The sequence below is a fragment of the Stenotrophomonas sp. YJH_SMC_138 genome (assembly GCF_059369855.1).
In genome coordinates, this window is the sequence record NZ_JCAFTB010000001.1 from 320,224 (window position 1) to 341,534 (window position 21,311).

Sequence of the window (21,311 nt, forward strand, 5' to 3'; positions counted from 1 at the left end):
CGCATTGGGTGGGTGCGGACCGTTGGTCCGCGCTGTTTGGGCTGGATGCAGGCTGACCTGCCGTGCCGACCAACGGTCGGCACCCACCGAAGCTGATCCGCAGCCTGCCCTCGACCCCACGTACACGCCCAGGCTGGCAGGCTGGTCGTCATGGCTGAACCGCTCCCCCTGCGTCCGCCACCGCCATTGCTGGACGACGCCTGTGCGTTGTTCCTCGATGTCGATGGCACCCTCATCGAATTCGCTGCACGACCGGATGCCGTGCAGCTCCTGCCGGATGTGCGCGAAGCCATCGGCCGCATCAGTGACCGCCTGGAAGGCGCCGTGGCACTGGTCAGTGGCCGACCGCTTGAACAGCTGGACCAGCTGTTCGCTCCCCTCCAGCTGCCTGCCGCCGGCCTGCATGGGCACGAACTGCGCGGCGAGGATGGTCGTGTGCTGCGCGACGAACACGACGACGACACCGCCGAGTGGCTGCACGCGCTGCACCAGCAGGCGATGCGCTTTGCCCACGGCCATCCCGGCGTGCTGGTGGAAGACAAGGGCGTCGGCCTGGCCCTGCATTGGCGCGGTGCGCCGCACGCGGCAAGTGATGTGCGCGCCTTCGCCGATCGCCACGTGCGGGGCCGCGCCAGTTACCGCCTGCAACCCGGCGACCATGTGGTCGAGTTCGTGCCCGTCGGCACCGACAAGGGCCGTGCCGTGCGCCGGATGATGCAGTACCTGCCCTTCCGCGGCCGCCTGCCGGTGTTTCTCGGTGACGACCTCACCGATGAATTCGGCTTCGACGCCGCCAACAGCCAGCATGGCTGGAGCGTGCTGGTGGGTGAACGTGAACCCAGCGCGGCGGTGTTCGCGCTGCCCGACATACGCAGCGTGCACGCCTGGCTGCGTGAGAATGCCTATTGACCCGGCCAACCCCCACGGCCGCAACCGAGATGTACCGCGTGATGACCCAACCCGATCTTGATCTGGGCGTGGTCGGCAACGGCAGCTTCGGCGCCCTGGTCGACAAACGTGCCCGCGTTGTCTGGAGCTGCCTGCCCACCTTCGACGGCGACCCTACCTTCTGTGCGCTGCTCGGCCCCAACCAGCAGACCGGTGGCGACTTCGCCATCGAGCTGGAAGACTTCGCCAGCAGCGAGCAGGAATACCTCACCAACACGGCGATCCTGCGCACGGTGCTCCGCGACGCGCACGGCGGCGAACTGGAAATCCTGGATTTCGCCCCCCGCTGGCGGCAGAACGACCGCTTCTACCGGCCGGTCAGCCTGATCCGCCAGGTGCGTCCGCTGGCTGGCAGCCCGCGCATCACCGTGCGTGCGCGCCCGCTGGCCGACTGGGGCGCACGCGTGCCAGAGTCGACCTGGGGCAGCAACCATGTGCGCTGGATCCTGCCGGAGCACGTGCTGCGGCTGACCACCGATGTGCCGGTGCGCTTCGTGCGCGATGGCCTGCCGTTCGTGCTCAACCATCCCATCCACCTGATCCTGGGCGTGGATGAGTCACTCAACCGGTCGATCAGCGGCTACGTGCAGGAAGCCTTCCAGCGCACCCGCGACTACTGGCGCGAATGGGTGCGCTACCTGTCCATTCCACTGGAGTGGCAGGACGCGGTCATCCGCAGTGCGATCACGTTGAAGCTGTGCCAGTACGAGGACAGCGGCGCGATCATCGCGGCGATGACCACCTCCATTCCGGAAGCACCCGGCAGCGTGCGCAACTGGGACTACCGCTACTGCTGGCTGCGCGACGCGGCTTTCGTGGTGCGGGCACTGAACCGTCTCGGCGCAACGCGCACGATGGAACAGTTCCTCGGCTACATCTTCAACCTGGCCACCACCGACGGCACGCTGCAGCCGCTGTATGGCATCGGCTTTGAAGCCAAGCTGGACGAAGACGAAGTGCCCAGCCTGTCCGGCTACCGCGGCATGGGCCCGGTGCGCCGTGGCAACCTGGCCTGGGTGCAGCGCCAGCACGATGTCTACGGCAGCGTGGTGCTGGCCTCCACGCAGCTGTTCTTCGACCGCCGCCTGCAGGATCCCGGCGACGCGCACACATTCGCCCGCCTCGAACCGCTGGGCGAACAGGCCTTCGCCCTGCATGACGTGCCCGATGCGGGCCTGTGGGAGTTCCGTGGCCGCACCGAGGTACACACCTACACCAGCGCGATGTGCTGGGCCGCCTGCGACCGCCTGTGCAAGATCGCCGTGCGCCTGAAGCGCGATGACCGTGCACACTACTGGCGCGAGCGCGCCGACACCATCCATGCGCGCATCATGGCCGAGTCCTGGAATGAGGAACTGGGCCACTTCACCGATACCTTCGGCGGCCATCGCCTGGACGCCTCGCTCCTGCTGCTGGCCGACATCGGCTTCATCGATGCGATGGACGCCCGCTTCATCGCCACCGTCGATGCGATCGGCCGCGACCTCAAGCATGGCAATTCGCTGTACCGCTATGTCGCGCCGGATGACTTCGGTGAGCCGGAAACCAGCTTCACCATCTGCACGTTCTGGTACATCGATGCGCTGGCGGCGATCGGGCGCATGGACGAGGCGCGCGAGATGTTCGAGCTGCTGCTGAAGCAGCGCAACCACCTGGGCCTGCTGTCGGAGGATCTGGCCTTCGACAGCGGCGAGGCCTGGGGCAATTTCCCGCAGACCTATTCGCACGTCGGCCTGATCACTGCCGCGATGCGCCTGTCGCGGTCCTGGCAGGAGGCATCGTGAGTCGTCTGGTGGTGGTTTCAAATCGCGTGGCCGTACCCGGCGAGAACCGCGCCGGCGGCCTGGCTGTCGGCCTGCTGGCCGCCCTGAAGGAACGCGGCGGCCTGTGGTTCGGCTGGAGCGGCAAGACGGTAAAGGACGGCAGCGGCACGCTGCACAGGCAGAAAGACGGTGACATCGACTACGTCACCATGGACCTGAGCAAGCGCGAGGTGGACGGCTACTACAACGGCTTTGCCAACCGCACGCTGTGGCCGCTGCTGCACTTCCGCCTGGATCTGGTCGACTACGACCGTGCCACCCGCGAGACCTACCACAAGGTCAACGCCCTGTTCGCCGACAAGCTCGCGCCATTGCTGCGCGAGGATGACATCGTCTGGATCCACGACTATCACCTGATCCCGCTTGGCGCACTGCTGCGCGAGCGTGGCATCGGCTGCCGCATCGGCTTCTTCCTGCACATCCCGATGCCCTCGGCCGACCTGCTGCAGGCGATGCCCGACCACCTGCGGTTGTTCTCCGCGCTCTACGCCTATGACCTGGTGGGCTTCCAGACCCAGCGCGACGCCGATCGCTTCCAGACCTACCTGCGCCTGTTCGGCGGCGGTCGGGTACTCGCCAACGGCGAGCTGGAGGCACCGGGCGGGCGTCGTTTCCGCGCGGCGGCGTTCCCGATCGGCATCGACACCGAGCTGATCGCGCGCCAGGCCGGTACCGCCGCCACCAAGGCCGCCGTAAAGAACCTGCGCGCCAGCCTGCGGGATCGCCAACTGGCGATCGGCGTTGATCGCCTGGATTATTCCAAGGGCCTGCCCGAGCGCTTCCTCGGCTTCGAACGGTACCTTGAGCGCCATCCCGACCAGCGCGGGTCGCTGACCTACCTGCAGATCGCCCCCGTCTCGCGCGGTGATGTCACCGAGTACCGGCAGCTGCGCAGCCAGCTGGAGCAGATCGCCGGCCACATCAACGGTGGCCACGCCGAGCCGGACTGGACACCGCTGCGCTACGTCAACCAGAACTTCACCCATGCCACCCTCACCGGTTTCTACCGTGCAGCGGCGGTGGGGCTGGTCACGCCCCTGCGTGATGGCATGAACCTGGTGGCCAAGGAATACGTGGCCTCGCAGGACCCGGAGGACCCGGGCGTGCTGGTGCTGTCGCTGCTGGCCGGCGCCGCCGACGAACTCAAGCAGGCACTGCTGGTGAACCCGCACGACCTGGATGGCGTTGCCGACGCAATCGCCACCGCGGCGACGATGTCGCTGCGCAAGCGCAAGGAGCGCTGGCACGCCATGATGGAGCACCTGCGCACCTACGACATCAACCACTGGCGGCGCAGCTACCTGGACGCACTGGAAGGCTGAGGAAAAAGGGGACGGAGGGGATTAAGTCGTTTGTGCACAAACGACTTAATCCCCTCCGTCCCCTTTTTCTTCAATCCAGGAATCGCGCTGCCTGCTCCGGTGCGGGCAGATGACAGGCATCATGCCGCCCGAACCAGCGGTAGCGGTTGCGGGCCAGCGCGCGATACGCGGCATTCCGCCAGCCGCGCGGCAGCACCTTCAGTACGCCGCTCAGGCGCCATCCACCGCCCAGCCCGGCCAGTACACGCAGGATGGCATCGGTATCGGTCCAGGTGCCCTGCGCGTCCAGCAGCAGGAACGACATCGGGTCCTGCGGGTCCAGCCCGTGCGCGCGCAACATCGCGCTGCCCTGCTGCCCCTGCATCGCCGCAAAACGGTAGCGCCCCTTGCGGTCGAAACGCAGCAGGAAGCGCACCCAGCGGTTGCACAGGGCGCACACGCCGTCGAACACGATCACCGCGCTGCCAGTCCCGGCGGCGCCGTCACTGTGGTTCGAGCCAGCCTTCATAGCGGATCAGGGCTCCCACCCAAGGCAACCTCACATCAACCCGGAAAGTGTAACGCTCGCCGCGCCAGGCTTCACGGCAGCGCACACCGCCGAACCAACGCGTCGGCAGCGGCAGCAGCCCGAACGCCCAGACCCGCCGCACCGACCAGTCGATGCCACCCTCGCGGGCCTGCAACGCGAACTCGAAGCGCACCGCGCCCAGCTGCTCGCGCAGAAGCCCTTCGTGCGCCCACAGCCGCGACACCATCGGCCAGCGGTCGAACCGTCGCGCCCACTGCTCGCCCTGCCCGCGTGCACTGAACGCCACTTCGGTGGGCAGCGCGTCGCCGTCCTTCGGCAGCCGCGCCAACGCGGCCAGCAGCGGCACCAGCCAGTGCCGCCCCCTCACGATGCGCGCCTGCCCCACGTAACGGCAGGGCAACGGCGCGGCATGCAGCGCCTGCACCGGCGCTGCCAGGGTGGCGAAGGCCGGCCCCAGCACCCGCGCAAACAGCGGCGGGGTCAGGGCGCGATCCAGGCCAGGGTCGCCATGCGCCCGGTACGACGGTCGCGCCGGTGCGAATACAGGTCAGGATCGGCCATGGTCGACACCGTGCCGCCATACACCTGCGCCGGGTCCATCCCCGCCGCCTGCAACCGCTGCCGCGCCAGCGCGAACAGGTCCACCTTCCAGTGGCCCGGCCGGGTCGCCACGAACGCCGCTTCGGCGGCCGGATCATGGCCGACGAAGGCGTGATAGACCTCCTCGCCGATCTCATAGTCGGACGGCCCGGCGGCCGGGCCCAGCCAGGCCCGCAGCTGCGCCGGCGGCGTCTGCAGGGCGGCCACCGTGGCCTCCAGCATGCCGTCAGCCAGTCCACGCCAGCCGGCATGGGCCGCGCCCACCTCGCTGCCATCGGCCGCGGCAAACACCACCGGCAGGCAGTCGGCGGTCAGGATCGCCAGCACCACGCCCGGCACCGAAGTCACCGCGGCGTCGGCCACCGGTTCGCTGGCGCCAGCCACCGGCGGCGCGGTGAAGCGCAGCACGGTGCTGCTGTGCACCTGGCGCAGCCAGTGCGGTGCCGAGGGCAGTGCCAGCCCCTCCTGCAGCAGCTTGCGGTTGTGCTCCACGTTGGCCGGGGTATCACCATCGGCCGCGTGCCGGTTGCCGAGGTTGAACTGCGCGAACGGCGCCGGCGAGATGCCCGCGCCATGCCGGCGCGTGGTCAGCGCATGGACGCCTGCCGGCGCCGGCCAGTCCGCCTGCAGCAACGGCAGCGCGGCGGCCATCACCAGCGATCCCGCTCGCGGGCGGCGAAGGCTTCGCTGTCTTCGCGCAGCACCTTCATCAGGTGCAGCATGTCCTCCGGCACCGGCGCGGTATTGCGCACCGGCTCACCGGTGATCGGATGCATGAACTCCAGGGTCTCGGCGTGCAAGGCCTGGCGCTTGAAGCCGCGCAGCGCGGCCACCAGCTCGTCGCTGGCACCCTTGGGCAGCTTCAGCGCACCGCCGTACAGCGGGTCGCCGATGATCGGATGGCGCACGTGTGCCATGTGCACGCGGATCTGGTGGGTACGGCCGGTTTCCAGGCGGCACTCCAGCGCGGTGTGCGCACGGAAGCGCTCGCGCAGGCGGTAGTGGGTCACCGCTTCCTTGCCGTCTTCGCGCACCGCCATCTTCAGCCGGTCGCGCGGGTGGCGGTCGATCGGGGCATCGGCGGTACCGCCTGCCACCAGCGCGCCCATCACGATGGCCAGGTACTGGCGGTGCACGTCACGGGCCGCCAGTTGCTCGACCAATGCAGTCTGCGCTTCCAGGGTCTTGGCCACCACCATCACGCCGCTGGTGTCCTTGTCCAGGCGGTGCACGATGCCCGCGCGCGGCAGCACCGCCACCGACGGGTCGCGGAACAGCAGCGCGTTGACCAGGGTGCCGCTGTGGTTGCCGGCGCCGGGGTGGACCACCAGGCCGACCGGCTTGTTGATCACCAGCACATGCTCGTCCTCGAACAGCACGTCCAGCGGGATGTCCTCCGGCTGGGCGTCGGTCTGGGTTTCCAGCACCACGTGGAGGGTCACCACCTCGCCGCCGCGCAGCGGATCGCGCGGGCGCACCTGGGCGCCGTCCAGCAGGACGTCACCGGACTTGATCCACTCGGTCAGGCGCGAACGCGAATATTCGGGGAACAGTTCGGCCACGACGGCATCGAAACGACGGCCGGCGGCGGTGTCGGGGACGATGGCCTGGCGGGCCGATTCAGAGGGTTGTTCAGACATGGCAGGGGGCATTCTTTGAAATTTTGGGGTCCCGGCGGCCGGTTTCAGTCGCTGGACAGGACACTAGGCTATCATCGACCCTTCGTATTCCAGCCGCGTCCCGCCTCGACCCCATGATCCGACGCTCCGCCATGCTCTCCGCGCCCGTCCGCCTCACCGCCCTGCTGCTGGTGCTGGTCATCGCCGCAACCGGCTGCCACCGCGGCGCCAAGAAGGGTGATCGCCCCGACGAAGGCGTGCCGGTCGAACAGCTGTACGAGAAAAGCCACAAGCTGATGCAGGGCGGCAACTGGAGCGGCGCCGAAGCCAGCTTCCGCCGCCTGGTGGCCCAGTATCCGTATGGCCCGTACACCGAGCAGGCGATGATCGAAACCGCCTACGCCCAGTACAAGGCCGGCAAGCACGATGACGCCGTCTCCAGCATCGACCGCTTCATCCGCACCTACCCGACGCACCGCAACATCGCCTACCTGTACTACCTGCGCGGCCTGGCCAATTCCAACCGCAGTACGGTTTTCCTGCGCCGCGTATGGTCGCTGGATGCCAGCCGCCGCGACCTGTCCACGCCGCACCAGGCGTACTCGGACTTCAACATCGTGGTTGATCGTTACCCGAACAGCCGCTACGCCGCCGATGCGCGCCAGCGCATGCTGGAGCTGCGTGACGTGTTCGCCCAGCACGAGCTGGACAACGCCCTGTACTACATGCGCCGCGGCGCCTGGGTCTCGGCCGTGGGCCGCGCCAACTACCTGCTGGAAACCTACCCGCAGAGCGCCTTCCAGTACGACGCCGTGGCCGTGCTGGCCGATTCCTACACCCACCTGGGCAACAAGACCCTGGCCGACGACGCCCGTCGCGTCCTGCAGCTGAACCAGCCGGATCACCCGTGGCTGGAAGGCAAGTGGCCGAAGTACCCGTGGATGATCCGCAAGCTGAACCCGTTCGCCGGCGAGAAGTCCGCCAGCACGGGCCAGCGCAACGCGCGACTGGAGAAGAAGTAAGAGAGGGCCCCGAAAGGGGCCCTTCTTCTTTGTGGAGTCGAGCCACGCTCGACTGCTTTCCTCATCCGCCTCCCCGCGCCGGGGCCGGCACCTAGGAATGCTACGAATCCAGCGCGGATGCGACGCCGGTCGCAGCCCGCCTGGGCGAGGCGCTCCACACTGCGGCGCAACGGCCACACCGGCCATCACGGAGCGTCCCATGGCCCCACTGCGCTGCAGTTTCCGTCCCCTGTCCTGCCTCATCGCCACCGCCCTGCTGGCGCTGTCCCCGCGCCCCCTGGCTGCTGCACCGGCCGCGCCGGGCGATCTGCTGTCTGCTGCCCCCTATCGCGCGTCATGGGTGCCGTCGAAGGCCGCGCAGGCCTACAAGCTGCACTACCGCACCCCGGACCACCGCGGCCAGCTGGCCGAAGGCACCGGCCTGCTGTACCTGCCCGCCGGCGCGGCGCCTGCGGGCGGGTGGCCGGTGGTGTCCTGGGCACATGGCACCCAGGGCATTGCGGATCGCTGTGCGCCCTCGGTCTCCGGCCCCACCCATGCCGAACGCGACGGACGCTTCCTGGACGTGTTCCTGGCCCAGGGCTATGCCGTCGCCGCCGCGGACTACCAGGGCCTGGGCAGCCCAGGCAATCATGCCTACCTGCACGTGCGTACCGCGGCGCGCAACGCCATCGACATGGTCAAGGCCAGCCGCCAGTACCTGGGTACGGCAACATTGTCGCCGCGCTGGGTCTCGGTCGGATATTCGCAGGGGGGCGCGGCCGCATTGACAGCAGGCCATCTGGCCGCCTCCCATGGCGGCCCATCCCTGCAATACCGCGGCAGTTTCACCGCCGGAACGCCCACCGCAGTCGAACTGACCGCGCTGGTGATGAATCCCGGCAACCGCACCGCCAATCCTGGCGCACCCAACGCATATCACGCGTATCTGCTCGACGGCCTGCTGCAGGCCGCGCCTCAGATCGACCGCGTCCTCAGCGACGCAGGCCGTGCCCGTGTGGCAGTGGCCCGCGAGCAGTGCCTGAGCGAACTGACCGCCACGCTGGACGGCGCCGATACCGGCAGCATGTTTACTGCACCACTGACCAGCGTGCCGGGCATCTGGGCGGTGCTGTACGACTATCTGGGTGTACCGCGCCGCGGCTTCAGCCAGCCGCTGATGCTGGCCCATGGCAGCGAGGACCGCGACGTGCCCTATCTGACCACCCTGCTGTACGCCGCAAGCCTGGCCGTGCGAGGCGAGCCGGTCGCGTTCCGGCGCTACCCGGTCGATCATCGCGGCACGCTGGATGCGGCGGCGGCGGATGCCCTGGCGTTCGTGCGTGCACGACTGGAGGGCGACCACTTCAACGACGCTGCGGAGATCGCAGGCCTCGAACAACGGCTCGACGAAGCCCGGTAGATCCACGCCATGCCGGATACGCGATCCAGGAAGTTGCCGGCCAGCGGCCGGCACTACCGAATGCAGTAGATCCACGCCATGCGTGGATACGCGCTATAGGGCGTTGCCGGCCAGCGGCCGGCACTACCTGCCAACCGCTGCCTCAGCCCTTGTAGCCGTTGCTGATCGGGTAACGACGCTCGCGGCCAAAGGCGCGGCGCGAGACCTTCGGCCCCGGCGCGGCCTGGTGCCGCTTCCACTCGCTGATGCGCACCAGCCGCAGCACGCGGTCGACCACGGCCGCGTCATAGCCGGCCGCCACGATCTCCGTGCGCGACTGCTCTTGGTCGATGTAGCGGTACAGGATGCCGTCCAGCACGTCATAAGCCGGCAATGAATCCTGGTCCAGCTGGTTCTCGCGCAGCTCGGCCGACGGCGGGCGGCTGATCACCGCCGGCGGGATCACCGGCGCGCCGCCCACGGTATTGCGCCACTTGGACAGGCCGAACACTTCGGTCTTGTACAGGTCCTTCAGCGGCGCATAGCCACCGCACATGTCGCCGTAGATGGTGGCGTAGCCGACCGCGTACTCGCTCTTGTTGCCGGTGGTCAGCAGCAAGCCGCCGAACTTGTTGGCCAGCGCCATCAGGATCACCCCGCGGCTGCGCGACTGCAGGTTCTCTTCGGTCACGTCCGGCGCGGTGCCCTCGAACATCGGCGCCAACGCTTCCATCAGGCCCTTGAACGCCGGCTCGATCGACACCGCCTCCAGCTTCACGCCCAGCGCCTGGCACTGCTCGGCCGCCAGGTCGTTGGACAGGCCCGCGGTGTAGCGCGACGGCAGGCGCACGGCGGTTACGTTCTCCGCGCCCATCGCGTCGACCGCCATGGCCAGCACGATCGCCGAGTCGATGCCGCCGGACAGGCCCAGCCACACTTTCTTGAAGCCGTTCTTGCGGCAGTAGTCCTGGATGCCACGGGTCACCGCGCGCCAGGCCAGCGCGTCCATGCTCTCGTCGCCGTCGTCCATCCACACGTGCGGCATGAAGCGGCGGGTGGCGCCGTCGTACTCCACCACCAGCCACTGGTCGACGAAGGCAGCAGCGGCCGGGTGCACCGTGCCATCACCGTCGGCCACCACCGAGGCGCCGTCGAACACCAGCGCGTCCTGGCCGCCAACCACGTTGAGGTAAGCGATGGCCGCCCCGCTCTCGCGGGTACGTGCAGCCAGCACGGCGTCGCGCTGGGCATGCTTGCCACGCTCGTACGGCGAAGCATTCGGCACCACCACCAGCTGCGCACCGGCGCGCATGGTGTCGGCCAGCGGCTCGGCAAACCACAGGTCCTCGCAGATCAGCAGGCCAACCGGAATACCGTTGACCTCGAACACGCAGCTGCCGCCATCCGGATCGACATCGAAGTAGCGGCGCTCGTCGAACACGGCGTAGTTGGGCAGCTCACGCTTGCGGTAGGTCTGCTCGACCAGGCCGTCACGCAGCACGCTGGCGGCGTTGTAAACCACCGCGCCAGCCGCCTGCGGCCAGCCGACCACGGCGGTGATGCCGCGGCAGGCGGCAGCGATGCGGGCCATCGCCTGCTCGCACTCGTACAGGAAGCCCGGGCGCAGCAGCAGGTCTTCCGGCGGGTAGCCGCTCACCGCCAGCTCGGGGAACATCACCAGCTCGGCGCCGTACTCGTCGCGCGCCTGGCCGATCATCTCGATGATGCGCTCGGTGTTGCCGGCGACATCGCCGACCGGGAAGTCGAACTGCGCCATCGCGATGCGGATCGAAGCCATGGGATTCCAGCCTGTGGTTGCAATGCCGCCATTGTAACGCCGGGGTCAGATCCGTTTTGCGTAGCAAAAGGGATCTGGCCCCACACCAGACGCAGAAAGGCCGCCCGGAGGCGGCCTTTCTGTGTTCAAGCAGCCGGCCAGCGGCCGGCTCTACAGCATCGTCTGCCGGAGGCAGTCGATCTTATTTCACCAGCTTGGCGATGGCAGCGCCCAGATCGCCCGGCGAGCGGACGGTGACAACACCGGCAGCTTCCATGGCGGCGAACTTCCCTTCCGCGGTGCCCTTGCCGCCCGAGGCGATCGCGCCCGCGTGGCCCATGCGCTTGCCGGCCGGAGCCGACGCACCGGCGATGAAACCGACGACCGGCTTCTTCACGTGGTTCTTGATGTACTCGGCGCCGGCTTCTTCAGCGTCACCGCCGATCTCGCCAACCATGATGATGCCTTCGGTCTGCGGGTCTTCGTTGAACAGCTTCAGGCAGTCGACGAAGTTCAGGCCGTTGATCGGGTCACCACCGATGCCGATGCAGGTGGACTGGCCCAGGCCGACTTCGGTGGTCTGCTTGACCGCTTCATAGGTCAGGGTGCCCGAACGCGACACGATACCGATCTTGCCCGGCTGGTGGATGTGGCCCGGCATGATGCCGATCTTGCACTCACCCGGGGTGATGACGCCCGGGCAGTTCGGCCCGATCAGCACGGTGTCCGGATGCGAACGGGTCAGCACGTTCTTGACGCGCAGCATGTCCAGCACCGGGATGCCTTCGGTGATGCAGACGATGACCTTGATGCCGGCAGCAGCGGCTTCCAGGATCGCGTCGGCCGCGTACGGCGGCGGCACGTAGATGACCGAAGCGTTGGCGCCGGTGCTCTGCACGGCGTCGGCAACGGTGTTGAAGACCGGCAGGTCGATGTGGGTGGTGCCACCCTTGCCCGGGGTCACGCCGCCAACAACCTGGGTGCCGTACTCGATCATCTGAGTGGCGTGGAAGGTGCCCTGCTGGCCGGTGAAGCCCTGCACGATCACCTTGGTGTTCTTGTTAATCAAAACAGACATGGGAATTCCTTGGTGTCGAATCAGGCAGCGTTCTTGACAGCTTCAACGATCTTCTTGGCGCCATCGTTGATGTTGTCAGCCGGGATGATGGCCATGCCGCTGTCGCGCAGCAGCTGCTTGCCTTCTTCCACGTTGGTGCCTTCCAGGCGCACCACGACCGGAACCTTGACGCCCACTTCCTTCACGGCGGCGATGATGCCTTCGGCAATCATGTCGCAGCGGACGATGCCGCCGAAAATGTTGACGAAGATGCCTTCGACCTTGTCCGAGGACAGGATCAGCTTGAACGCTTCGATGACGCGCTGCTTGTTGGCACCGCCGCCCACGTCCAGGAAGTTCGCCGGCTCGCCGCCGTTGAGCTTGATGACGTCCATGGTGGCCATGGCCAGGCCGGCGCCGTTCACCATGCAGCCGATGTTGCCGTCCATGGTGACGTAGTTGATGTCCAGCTCCGAAGCGATCACTTCGGTCGGATCTTCCTGGGTCTTGTCGCGCATGGCGACCAGGGCCTTCTGGCGGAACGCGGCGTTGTCGTCGCTGTCGAACTTGCCGTCCAGCGCGTACAGGTTGCCGTCGTCCAGGATGGCCAGCGGGTTGATTTCAACCAGGGCCAGGTCCTTTTCGTTGAACAGGCGGTACAGGTTCACCATGATGCTGGCGAACTGGCCGGCCTGCTTGGCGGTCAGGCCCAGCTTGAAGCCGAAATCACGGCCGTGGTAACCCTGCACGCCTTCGACGAAGTCGACGTTCAGCGAGTGGATCAGCTCCGGGGTTTCAGCAGCGACCTGCTCGATTTCCACGCCGCCTTCCGAAGAGGCGATGTAGGTGATGGTCTTGGTGCCACGGTCGACCAGCACCGACAGGTACAGTTCCTTGACGATCTCGCCGGCGGTGGTCACCAGCACCAGGTTGACCGGCAGTTCAACGCCTGCGGTCTGGTAGGTGGCCATCTTGGTGCCGAGCATCTTGGCCGCAGCGGCCTTCACGTCGTCGGTGGTCTTGCAGAACTTGACGCCGCCAGCCTTGCCGCGGCCGCCAGCGTGGATCTGCGCCTTGACCATCCAGGGGCCCTGGCCCAGGGAGTTGGCAGCGGCAACCGCTTCGTCCGGGGTCGCAGCGACCTTGCCGGCCGGGACCGGGATGCCGTACTCGGCAAGCAGTTGTTTTGACTGGTATTCGTGGAAATTCATGCGTCACCGTGGGAATAGGAACGACCGCACGCAATTCCTCAGGGCCCCGGCGGGGCGCCGGCATGGACCGCGGCGGGCCCACTATTGTGGCCGAGCCGGCGCCGGGGCGCAAAGAAGTCTGTACAAAACGCCAGACCCGGCCAGATTTCCGCCGTCATTCAGGCAGTTGCGCCCGGCGGCCCACTGGCCACCGGTATCCATCCCGGGCCAAATGCGCGATCCGGGCGGCTCCGGCGGCGCCCTGCCCGGGGCCCTATACTGGCCGACCAAGGTGTGTAGAGTCGGGCTTGCCCTGCTGCTTCCACCGCAGGCCACATCGAAGCGACGTGCCCGCCCGGCCTCAGGGGACGCCGGGCAGGCCTGCCGCAGATTCCAGACCCAGGCAGCCAGAAGGGGAGTTCCGGCGTGTCACCCAGTGCTTCATTGATCGACCGCATCGAATCGATTCCGCGGCGTGAGCTGTATTTCTTCGCGCTGTACCGGGTGCTGATCGCCTCGGTCATCGCCGCCCTGCTCTACAGCCCGCTGTCGGCCATGGTCGGCGAAGCGCACCACCCGCGGCTGGCCGACACCGTCGCCGCCATCTACCTGGTGCTGTCCCTGCTGGCCCTGGTGATCGGCCGCAACGAACGCTGGCTGCGCCCGATCGTGGTCAGCGGCGTGCTGGTGGACATCGTCGCCGCCACCCTGCTGTCACATGCCCTGCCCGGTGCCAGCGCCGGCATCTCGATGTCGCTGCTGTTCAACATCGCCGCCGCCGCCACCCTGCTGCCGCTCAGCCTGGGGCTGGGCCTGGCCCTGGCCGCCAGCCTCGCCACCGGCGTGGAGTACACCTGGAAGCTGCTGGAAGGCGGCGATCCCACCCGTACCCTGGCCGAACTGGCCATGTTCGCCACCAGCTACCTGGCGCTGGCCTTCATCAGTTACCAGGTCGGCAGCCGCGCGCGCCGCAACCAGCAGCTGGCCAACCAGCGCGGCGATGAAGTGGCCAACCTGTTCCAGATCAACGAGCTGATCATCCGCCGCATGCGTACCGGCGTGCTGGTGGTCGACGCCGACAACCGCGTCACCCTGGCCAACGAGGCGGCCTCGATGCTGCTCGGTGACAGTGATGGCAGCGGCGAAAGCGGCCGCCTGGACCTGGCCAGCGCCGCCCCGGAACTCGCCCGTCGCCTGCAGCGCTGGCGCAATGGCTGGGCGCAGGACGAACTACCGCTGCAGCTCAACCCCGACCAGCCCGAAGTGCAGCCGCGCTTTGCCCGCCTGCTGGCCGGCAGCGACCTGGCCCTGGTGTTCCTGGACGACTCCAGCGTGGTCTCGCGCCGCGCCGAATCGCTCACCCTGTCGGCGATGGGCCGCTTCTCGGCCAGCCTCGCCCACGAGATCCGCAACCCACTGGCCGCGATCAACTACGCGGTGCAGCTGCTGGAAGAAGGCACCGGCTTCAACGAAAGCGACCGCCGCCTGCTGCAGATCATCCGCCAGCAGTGCCAGCGCACCAACGGCATCGTCGAAAGCGTGCTGGGCCTGGCCCGGCGCGAGCGCGCCACGCCGGAGAACGTCGACCTGGCGGCCTTCGTGCGCCGCTTCGTGCTGGAGTACAAGCAGGGCCAGACGCTGGAGACCGACAGCATCGAGCCGATCATCAACGACACCTCGGTGCTGGCCCAGGTCGACACCAAGCACCTCTACCAGGTGCTGACCGTACTGGTGCACAACGCGCTCAAATATGGCCGCATCGGCCAGCAGCCGGCGCGGGTGCGCCTGCGCGTGGCGCAGCACGAGCGCAGTGCGGTCATCGACGTGATGGACCGTGGCCCCGGTATTCCCGAGAGTGTGGCCGCACAGTTGTTCCGACCGTTCTTCACCACGTCCGAGCATGGCACCGGGCTGGGCCTGTATATCGCCCGCGAGCTGTGCCGGGCCAACCAGGCGCGGCTGGACTACATCCCGGTTCCCGCTGGAGGCTCCTGCTTCCGCCTGGTGCTGCCCGGCCCGCATACGCTGTTGCCCACCTGATCTCGATTCTGTGCGTCAAACATTTGTCGCTTCCAGCCCCCTCGTTTATCTTTCACGCCCATGAACGAAACCCGCAGCGCCCTCGTCGTCGACGACGAACGCGACATCCGCGAACTGCTGGTACTGACGCTCGGCCGCATGGGGCTGCGCATCAGTACGGCAGCCAACCTTGCCGAAGCGCGCGAACTGCTGGCCAGCAATCCGTACGACCTGTGCATCACCGACATGCGCCTGCCGGACGGCAATGGCATCGAGCTGGTCAGCGAGATCGCGCAGCACTACCCGCGCACGCCAGTGGCGATGATCACCGCCTTCGGCAGCATGGACCTGGCCGTGGAAGCGCTGAAGGCCGGCGCCTTCGACTTCGTCAGCAAGCCGGTGGATATCGCCGTGCTGCGCGGCCTGGTCAAGCACGCGCTGGAACTGAACAACACCGAGCGCCCTGCACCCGGCCCCGCCGCCGAACAGGGCGCACGCCTGCTCGGCGATTCGCCGGCCATGGACGTGCTGCGTACCACCATCGGCAAGGTCGCGCGCAGCCAGGCGCCGGTCTACATCCTCGGCGAATCCGGCGTGGGCAAGGAGCTGGTCGCACGAACCATCCACGCCCAGGGCGCCCGCGCGGCCGGCCCGTTCGTGCCGGTCAACTGCGGCGCCATTCCCGGCGAGCTGATGGAAAGCGAATTCTTCGGCCACCGCAAAGGCAGCTTCAGCGGCGCCCACGCCGACAAGCCCGGGCTGTTCCAGGCCGCGCATGGCGGCACCCTGTTCCTCGACGAAGTGGCCGAGCTGCCGCTGCAGATGCAGGTGAAGCTGCTGCGCGCGATCCAGGAAAAATCAGTGCGCGCGGTGGGCGCGGCTACCGAGGAGCCGGTGGACGTGCGCATCCTCTCGGCCACCCACAAGGACCTGGCCGAGCTGGTCGAGGACGGGCGCTTCCGCCACGACCTCTACTACCGCATCAACGTGATCGAACTGAGGGTGCCGCCGCTGCGCGAGCGTCGCCAGGACCTGCCGGAACTGGCCGCATCGGTACTGGCACGGCTGGCCCGCAGCCATGGCCGCCCGACGCCGTTGCTGGCGCCGTCGGCGCTGGACGCACTGGCCCAGTACGCCTTCCCTGGCAACGTGCGCGAATTGGAGAACATCCTGGAACGCGCGCTGGCCCTGGCCGAAGAAGACCGCATCGGCGCCGACGACCTGCGCCTGCCGCAGCATGCCCCGCGCACGCCCGGCAGCGCAGCACACGCCGAGGCCGTGGTGGACCTGCAGCCCGGCAGCGCCGCCCTGCCCTCGTACATCGAACAGCTCGAGCGCAGCGCCATCCAGCGCGCGCTGGAAGAGAACCGCTGGAACAAGACCCGCACCGCCGCGCAGCTGGGCATCACCTTCCGCGCGCTGCGCTACAAGCTGAAGAAGCTGGGGATGGAGTAAGGTCAGGGCCCCGACGCGGGCCACCAACGGGTAGTGCCGGCCGCTGGCCGGCAACCTCATGAATCGCGGCATCCACGCATGGCGTGGATCGACCTCAATCCTTGGTAACGCGGTTGATCTCGGCCAGGCTGGTGACACCCGCCGCCGCCTTCTTCAACGCCGACTGGCGCAGATCATTCACCCCGATCTGCTGTGCGGCCTCGGCAATCTGCAACGCATTGCCACCGGCCAGCACGATCGTGGCGATCTCGTCGGTCATCGGCATCACCTGGTAGATACCGGTGCGGCCCTTGTACCCCTCGGTGCACTCGTCACAGCCGACCGCCTCGTACAGCTCGATACCCGCATCCAGCTGCGCCTGGGTAAAGCCCTCGGCCAGCAACGCATGTTCGGGCAGGTTGGCCGGGCGCTTGCAGTTGTTGCACAACCGGCGCGCCAGGCGCTGGGCGATCACCAGCGTCACCGAGCTGGTGATGTTGTACGGCGCGATGCCCATGTTCATCAGGCGCGCGATGGTCTGCGGTGCATCGTTGGTGTGCAGCGTGGATAGCACCATGTGGCCGGTCTGCGCCGCCTTGATCGCGATCTCGGCCGTCTCCAGGTCGCGGATTTCGCCGACCATGATGATGTCCGGATCCTGTCGCAGGAACGAGCGCAATGCCGCGGCGAAGGTCATGCCGCGCTTGTTGTTCTGCTGCACCTGGTTGACGCCGGGCAGGCGGATTTCCACCGGGTCTTCGGCGGTGGAGATGTTGCGCGTCTCGTCGTTGAGGATGCCCAGCGCGGTATACAGCGACACCGTCTTGCCCGAACCGGTCGGGCCGGTCACCAGCACCATGCCGTAGGGCTTGTGGATGGCGTCCAGGAACAGCTTCTGCTGGTCCGGCTCGTAACCCAGCTTGTCGATGCCCAGCTTGGCCGCGCTGCCGTCCAGGATACGCAGCACCACCTTCTCGCCGAACAGGGTCGGCAGCGTGCTAACGCGGAAGTCGATCTGCTTGGTCTTGGACAGGTTGAGCTTGATGCGTCCGTCCTGCGGCACGCGCTTCTCGGCGATGTCCAGCTGCGCCATCACCTTCAGGCGCGCGGCGATGCGCTGGTTCAGCTTCACCGGCGCGCGCGCGACCATCTTCAGCAGGCCATCGATGCGCAGGCGCACGCGATAGTCGTCTTCATAGGGCTCGAAGTGGATGTCCGAGGCGCCCTTGCGGATCGCGTCCACCAGTACCTTGTTGACGAACTTCACCACCGGGGTGTCATCACCCTTGGCATCGATGCCGGAGTCGCCACCGGCGCCGAGATCCTCGTCTCCGGCCGCAACATCCAGGTTGCCCATGCCATCGTCGTCACCGCCCAGCGCGTCGCCCAGCGTGTCATGGCTGGCATGCCACTGCTCGAGCGTGCGGCGGATCTGGTCTTCATCCACCAGGATCGGCTCCACCACCAGATTGGTGTGGAACTTGATCTCGTCCAGCGAATGGGTCGGATTGCTGGTACCCACGAACAGCTTGCCGCCGCGCTTGAACAGCGGCAGCACGTTGTGCTTGCGCAGCAGCTCCTCGCTGACCAGGCTCATCGCGTTCTGGCTGGCGTCGAACGTGGACACGTCGAACAGCGGCATGCCGAACTCGACCGCGTTGGCCGCCGCCAACTGGGCCGCCCCGACCACCTTGTTCTGCGCGAACCAGGTCGGCAGCGGCTGCCGGGCCGCAGCGGCCTTGGCCATGGCGTCGCGGGCGGAAGCCTCGTCCAGCGCACCATCCTGGACCAGGCGACGGGCCAGGCCGGTGATGCCGACGAGATTGGCGGTGGTTACGGCGTTCATATGGATCCTTGGCTCATCATGGGTCAGGCAGTGCGGCGCGCCTTCCAGAGGCACCGCACAGGGCAGCAGAACCTGCCGCGACCCGATGGCCGACGACGACGCCAATCCTTCAGCATGACTGCCTCGCCCGGCACTCCCAGCCCGGCAGGCACGATCCTGACTCCCCCGGGGATGATAGCCCCGTCAACGGCCCGCCAACATCCCATTGGCAGGCCGAAGTGTGATCAACAGCCGGTTGGGCGATAGCGCGCTTCGAAGGCGCTGCCGTCGCAGGTCCAAGTGCCGTCGGCTGCGCGACGGAGGACCAAGTTCTTGCCCGATACTGGCGCCCCTCCAACGAGAGTGCACGTGATACTGCCCACGCCCGTCGCCGCCAGTTCCGCTGAAACCGCAGAACACCTCGTACTCGGCTTGAGCCCAATGTATTCCGCGTTAACCAGAGATGCGTTCTGGTTGTCCTGGGCAACGGACTCCATCGTGGTCTTACCCGGCCGGATATCCGACAAAGCTGCAGCCAAATCAGCCTTGGCCACGTAATCCTGATACATCGGCAATGCAATAGCTGCCAGGATGGCAATGATGGCAACTACTATCATCAGCTCGATCAGTGTGAAACCCCTAGTTCGCTTCATGGCTCCCCCAGCTCATGAGTGAGTTATCGCCCTTCCAAACGAAAGAAGCCCCGCTTTCGCGGGGCTTCTTCCGGAGCGCTTTAGGCGCCGGTGCAGCCCGTCGGGGCGTACTTCTTCAGTACGGTCGTGGCACAGGTCCAAGTACCGTCAGCAGTGGCGCGGGTCAGGGTGATGGTCTTGTCCTTCACCTGAGAGTTACCAGCCAGGGTGCAGGCGATCGACGCTGCACCGGAAGACGCGGTGCCCTTCACGGTGACGGTCGGGCAACGGGTCGAAACCTTCAGACCGATGTCAGCCGGATCAGCGAAATCCTTGCCTTCGTTGAGTGCGACCTCAGCAGCGGTCTTGCCGCTGGTGACTTCGGCCAGGCCCGCCGCAGTCTGCGACTTGGCCACGTAGTCCTGGTACATCGGCAGGGCGATGGCGGCCAGGATGGCGATGATCGCAACGACGATCATCAGTTCGATAAGGGTGAAGCCCTTCTGGTTCTTCATTTGGTACATCCCCAAGATAAGTGGTGGTTGATTTCAGAAGTCAGGATCGGTCTGACCAGCGGCCAGCTGAGCGGGTCCTGCCCCCTGCGGGTGGATCAACGCAGGTTGCGTGCCAACCCCGGCACGCCTCCCCCTGGATTTCCCCGCGCCCATGATGGCAGCTATTTCACGGATGGGAACCCCCCGGATGCGAATCTGCGATGGACGCGGCAATGTGACGCAGTGCGTCACCTTTGGCCGGCAACCGGCACGAATTCGCATCATGGGCCCCTTGGCAACTGCCCAGACGGGCATGAACCCGCTACCATCGACGGCTAGACGCCCGCCTGGGGATGGCGGGTCTTGGGGAGCCGATATGTCTGTCAGTCGCAGTGCGATCAAGAAGGAGCCCGTGGCGCGCAGCACCACGGAACTGCAGCCGTTTGTCTGGGAGGGGACCGACAAGCGGGGCGTGAAGATGAAAGGGGAGCAGGCCGCGAAGAACGCGAACCTGCTGCGGGCTGAACTACGCCGCCAGGGCATAAATCCCGGCGTGGTCAAACCCAAGCCCAAGCCGCTGTTTGGCGCGGCCGGGAGCAAGATCACACCCAAGGAAATCGCTTTCTTCAGCCGGCAGATGGCCACCATGATGAAGTCAGGCGTACCCATTGTGGGGTCGCTGGACATCATCGCGAACGGGCACAAGAACCCGCGCATGAAGAAGATGGTGGATGGCCTGCGCACCGACATCGAGGGCGGCTCGTCGCTCTATGAGGCTGTCAGCAAGTACCCGGTACAGTTCGACGAGCTCTACCGCAACCTGGTACGGGCCGGTGAAGGCGCCGGTGTCCTGGAGACGGTGCTGGACACTGTTGCCAACTATAAAGAGAACATTGAGGCGCTGAAGGGCAAGATCAAGAAGGCGATGTTCTACCCGGCGATGGTACTTGCGGTTGCCCTGCTGGTCAGCGGCATCCTGCTGGTCTGGGTCGTACCGCAGTTCGAAGACGTATTCAAAGGCTTCGGTGCAGACTTGCCGGCGTTCACGCAGTTGATCGTCAACATGTCTAGATTCATGGTCTCATGGTGGTGGCTGATCCTGCTGGTCATCATTGGCTCGGTAGTAGGCTTCATCGCCGCTTATAAGCGTTCACCGAAACTGCAGCACAGCATAGATCGGCTGATACTGAAGCTGCCGGTCATTGGGCAGATCATGCACAACAGCTCGATCGCCCGCTTTGCCCGTACCACCGCCGTGACCTTCAAGGCGGGCGTACCACTGGTGGAGGCACTGAGTATCGTGGCCGGTGCTACCGGCAATACGGTTTACGAGCATGCCGTATTGCGCATGCGCGACGACGTGTCGGTCGGTTACCCGGTCAACATGGCCATGAAGCAGACCGCCCTGTTCCCGCACATGGTCATCCAGATGACCGGCATCGGTGAAGAGGCGGGCGCCCTGGACGCCATGCTGTTCAAGGTGGCCGAGTACTATGAGCAGGAGGTCAACAATGCCGTTGACGCCCTGAGCAGCCTGCTGGAACCTGTGATCATGGTGATCATTGGTACCATCGTCGGCGGCATGGTCATCGGCATGTACCTGCCGATCTTCAAGCTCGCTTCCGTCGTCGGATAATCA

At 66.7% G+C, this 21,311-nt stretch carries 18 protein-coding genes; 8 read left to right on the top strand and 10 right to left on the bottom strand.

Going from position 1 to position 21,311, the window contains the following annotated elements; all coding sequences use genetic code 11:
* Positions 1-150 precede the first annotated feature (150 nt).
* Genes otsB through otsA form a run of 3 tightly spaced genes read left to right on the top strand, consistent with a single transcriptional unit; the run spans position 151 to position 4,093 of the window.
* A complete protein-coding gene (gene otsB / locus AC5P7I_RS01415; RefSeq protein WP_014648189.1) occupies positions 151-909 on the top strand; it encodes a trehalose-phosphatase in 759 nt (252 codons plus the stop codon).
* Between the two features lie 41 nt (positions 910-950).
* Positions 951-2,732, top strand: a complete 1,782-nt coding sequence (locus AC5P7I_RS01420; protein ID WP_032960733.1) for a glycoside hydrolase family 15 protein — start codon at positions 951-953, stop codon at positions 2,730-2,732.
* The gene (gene otsA, locus AC5P7I_RS01425) at positions 2,729-4,093 is read left to right on the top strand and encodes an alpha,alpha-trehalose-phosphate synthase (UDP-forming) (RefSeq protein WP_014648191.1); all 1,365 of its coding nucleotides are present in this window, start codon (positions 2,729-2,731) and stop codon (positions 4,091-4,093) included. The genes AC5P7I_RS01420 and otsA overlap by 4 nt, the downstream gene beginning before the upstream one ends.
* Positions 4,094-4,163: 70 nt before the next feature.
* Here otsA and AC5P7I_RS01430 read toward each other — a convergent pair whose 3' ends face one another.
* From AC5P7I_RS01430 to rluD, 4 genes are read right to left on the bottom strand one after another with little or no spacing between them, the layout of a single operon-like run.
* On the bottom strand, positions 4,164-4,601 hold the full coding sequence (locus AC5P7I_RS01430; protein ID WP_262088075.1) for a thiol-disulfide oxidoreductase DCC family protein: 438 nt from the start codon (positions 4,599-4,601) through the stop codon (positions 4,164-4,166).
* The gene (locus AC5P7I_RS01435) at positions 4,576-5,082 is read right to left on the bottom strand and encodes a DUF4166 domain-containing protein (protein WP_227864456.1); all 507 of its coding nucleotides are present in this window, start codon (positions 5,080-5,082) and stop codon (positions 4,576-4,578) included. Before AC5P7I_RS01435 ends, AC5P7I_RS01430 begins: the two co-directional genes overlap by 26 nt.
* A gap of 20 nt (positions 5,083-5,102) precedes the next feature.
* Entirely contained in the window at positions 5,103-5,873 is a 771-nt protein-coding gene (gene pgeF, locus AC5P7I_RS01440) for a peptidoglycan editing factor PgeF (protein ID WP_262088076.1), read from the bottom strand.
* Complete coding sequence (rluD, locus tag AC5P7I_RS01445) at positions 5,873-6,862, bottom strand: 23S rRNA pseudouridine(1911/1915/1917) synthase RluD (RefSeq protein WP_014038257.1); 990 nt, start codon at positions 6,860-6,862, stop codon at positions 5,873-5,875. Before rluD ends, pgeF begins: the two co-directional genes overlap by 1 nt.
* Positions 6,863-6,975: 113 nt before the next feature.
* On the opposite strand from rluD, the gene AC5P7I_RS01450 reads away from it, so the two are divergent.
* Positions 6,976-7,863, top strand: a complete 888-nt coding sequence (locus AC5P7I_RS01450; RefSeq protein WP_032960726.1) for an outer membrane protein assembly factor BamD — start codon at positions 6,976-6,978, stop codon at positions 7,861-7,863.
* Positions 7,864-8,062: 199 nt separating this feature from the next.
* Positions 8,063-9,265 (top strand): lipase family protein, encoded by a 1,203-nt coding sequence (locus tag AC5P7I_RS01455; RefSeq protein ID WP_262088077.1) that lies wholly within the window; start codon positions 8,063-8,065, stop codon positions 9,263-9,265.
* 142 nt (positions 9,266-9,407) lie between these two features.
* Here AC5P7I_RS01455 and AC5P7I_RS01460 read toward each other — a convergent pair whose 3' ends face one another.
* The 3 genes from AC5P7I_RS01460 to sucC form a co-directional block, all read right to left on the bottom strand.
* Positions 9,408-11,042 carry an NAD+ synthase gene (locus AC5P7I_RS01460; RefSeq protein ID WP_262088078.1) on the bottom strand — a complete coding sequence of 545 codons (1,635 nt, stop codon included), beginning with the start codon at positions 11,040-11,042 and terminating at the stop codon, positions 9,408-9,410.
* A 181-nt stretch (positions 11,043-11,223) separates the two neighbouring features.
* Positions 11,224-12,099, bottom strand: coding sequence for a succinate--CoA ligase subunit alpha (gene sucD / locus AC5P7I_RS01465; RefSeq protein WP_005410793.1), 876 nt, complete (start codon positions 12,097-12,099; stop codon positions 11,224-11,226).
* A 20-nt stretch (positions 12,100-12,119) separates the two neighbouring features.
* Positions 12,120-13,289 (bottom strand): ADP-forming succinate--CoA ligase subunit beta, encoded by a 1,170-nt coding sequence (sucC, locus tag AC5P7I_RS01470; RefSeq protein ID WP_004154430.1) that lies wholly within the window; start codon positions 13,287-13,289, stop codon positions 12,120-12,122.
* 405 nt (positions 13,290-13,694) lie between these two features.
* Here sucC and AC5P7I_RS01475 point away from each other — a divergent pair, with 405 nt between their 5' ends.
* Together AC5P7I_RS01475 and AC5P7I_RS01480 are read left to right on the top strand one after the other, a co-directional pair.
* Entirely contained in the window at positions 13,695-15,308 is a 1,614-nt protein-coding gene (locus tag AC5P7I_RS01475; protein WP_014648198.1) for a sensor histidine kinase, read from the top strand.
* A 60-nt stretch (positions 15,309-15,368) separates the two neighbouring features.
* Positions 15,369-16,742 (top strand): sigma-54-dependent transcriptional regulator, encoded by a 1,374-nt coding sequence (locus tag AC5P7I_RS01480; protein ID WP_014648199.1) that lies wholly within the window; start codon positions 15,369-15,371, stop codon positions 16,740-16,742.
* A 94-nt stretch (positions 16,743-16,836) separates the two neighbouring features.
* Here the strand turns inward: AC5P7I_RS01480 and pilB are convergent, their stop codons facing one another.
* The 3 genes from pilB to AC5P7I_RS01495 form a co-directional block, all read right to left on the bottom strand.
* Positions 16,837-18,567, bottom strand: a complete 1,731-nt coding sequence (pilB, locus tag AC5P7I_RS01485) for a type IV-A pilus assembly ATPase PilB (RefSeq protein ID WP_014648200.1) — start codon at positions 18,565-18,567, stop codon at positions 16,837-16,839.
* A 224-nt stretch (positions 18,568-18,791) separates the two neighbouring features.
* Entirely contained in the window at positions 18,792-19,199 is a 408-nt protein-coding gene (locus AC5P7I_RS01490) for a pilin (RefSeq protein WP_075076080.1), read from the bottom strand.
* 80 nt (positions 19,200-19,279) lie between these two features.
* On the bottom strand, positions 19,280-19,693 hold the full coding sequence (locus tag AC5P7I_RS01495) for a pilin (RefSeq protein ID WP_075076079.1): 414 nt from the start codon (positions 19,691-19,693) through the stop codon (positions 19,280-19,282).
* Between the two features lie 355 nt (positions 19,694-20,048).
* Between AC5P7I_RS01495 and AC5P7I_RS01500 the strand changes: the two genes are divergently transcribed.
* Complete coding sequence (locus AC5P7I_RS01500; RefSeq protein WP_075076078.1) at positions 20,049-21,308, top strand: type II secretion system F family protein; 1,260 nt, start codon at positions 20,049-20,051, stop codon at positions 21,306-21,308.
* Positions 21,309-21,311: the final 3 nt, after the last annotated feature.

Excerpts from the sequence above, each read along its gene's own strand:
- otsB (WP_014648189.1), top strand. The coding sequence starts at position 151 with ATGGCTGAACCGCTCCCCCTGCGTCCGCCACCGCCATTGCTGGACGAC.
- sucC (WP_004154430.1), bottom strand. The coding sequence starts at position 13,289 with ATGAATTTCCACGAATACCAGTCAAAACAACTGCTTGCCGAGTACGGC.
- AC5P7I_RS01480 (WP_014648199.1), top strand. The coding sequence starts at position 15,369 with ATGAACGAAACCCGCAGCGCCCTCGTCGTCGACGACGAACGCGACATC.
- AC5P7I_RS01495 (WP_075076079.1), bottom strand. The coding sequence starts at position 19,693 with ATGAAGAACCAGAAGGGCTTCACCCTTATCGAACTGATGATCGTCGTT.
- AC5P7I_RS01460 (WP_262088078.1), bottom strand. The coding sequence starts at position 11,042 with ATGGCTTCGATCCGCATCGCGATGGCGCAGTTCGACTTCCCGGTCGGC.
- AC5P7I_RS01490 (WP_075076080.1), bottom strand. The coding sequence starts at position 19,199 with ATGAAGCGAACTAGGGGTTTCACACTGATCGAGCTGATGATAGTAGTT.
- sucD (WP_005410793.1), bottom strand. The coding sequence starts at position 12,099 with ATGTCTGTTTTGATTAACAAGAACACCAAGGTGATCGTGCAGGGCTTC.
- pgeF (WP_262088076.1), bottom strand. The coding sequence starts at position 5,873 with ATGGCCGCCGCGCTGCCGTTGCTGCAGGCGGACTGGCCGGCGCCGGCA.
- pilB (WP_014648200.1), bottom strand. The coding sequence starts at position 18,567 with ATGAACGCCGTAACCACCGCCAATCTCGTCGGCATCACCGGCCTGGCC.
- rluD (WP_014038257.1), bottom strand. The coding sequence starts at position 6,862 with ATGTCTGAACAACCCTCTGAATCGGCCCGCCAGGCCATCGTCCCCGAC.
- AC5P7I_RS01450 (WP_032960726.1), top strand. The coding sequence starts at position 6,976 with ATGATCCGACGCTCCGCCATGCTCTCCGCGCCCGTCCGCCTCACCGCC.
- AC5P7I_RS01500 (WP_075076078.1), top strand. The coding sequence starts at position 20,049 with ATGTCTGTCAGTCGCAGTGCGATCAAGAAGGAGCCCGTGGCGCGCAGC.
- AC5P7I_RS01430 (WP_262088075.1), bottom strand. The coding sequence starts at position 4,601 with ATGAAGGCTGGCTCGAACCACAGTGACGGCGCCGCCGGGACTGGCAGC.
- AC5P7I_RS01455 (WP_262088077.1), top strand. The coding sequence starts at position 8,063 with ATGGCCCCACTGCGCTGCAGTTTCCGTCCCCTGTCCTGCCTCATCGCC.
- AC5P7I_RS01420 (WP_032960733.1), top strand. The coding sequence starts at position 951 with ATGACCCAACCCGATCTTGATCTGGGCGTGGTCGGCAACGGCAGCTTC.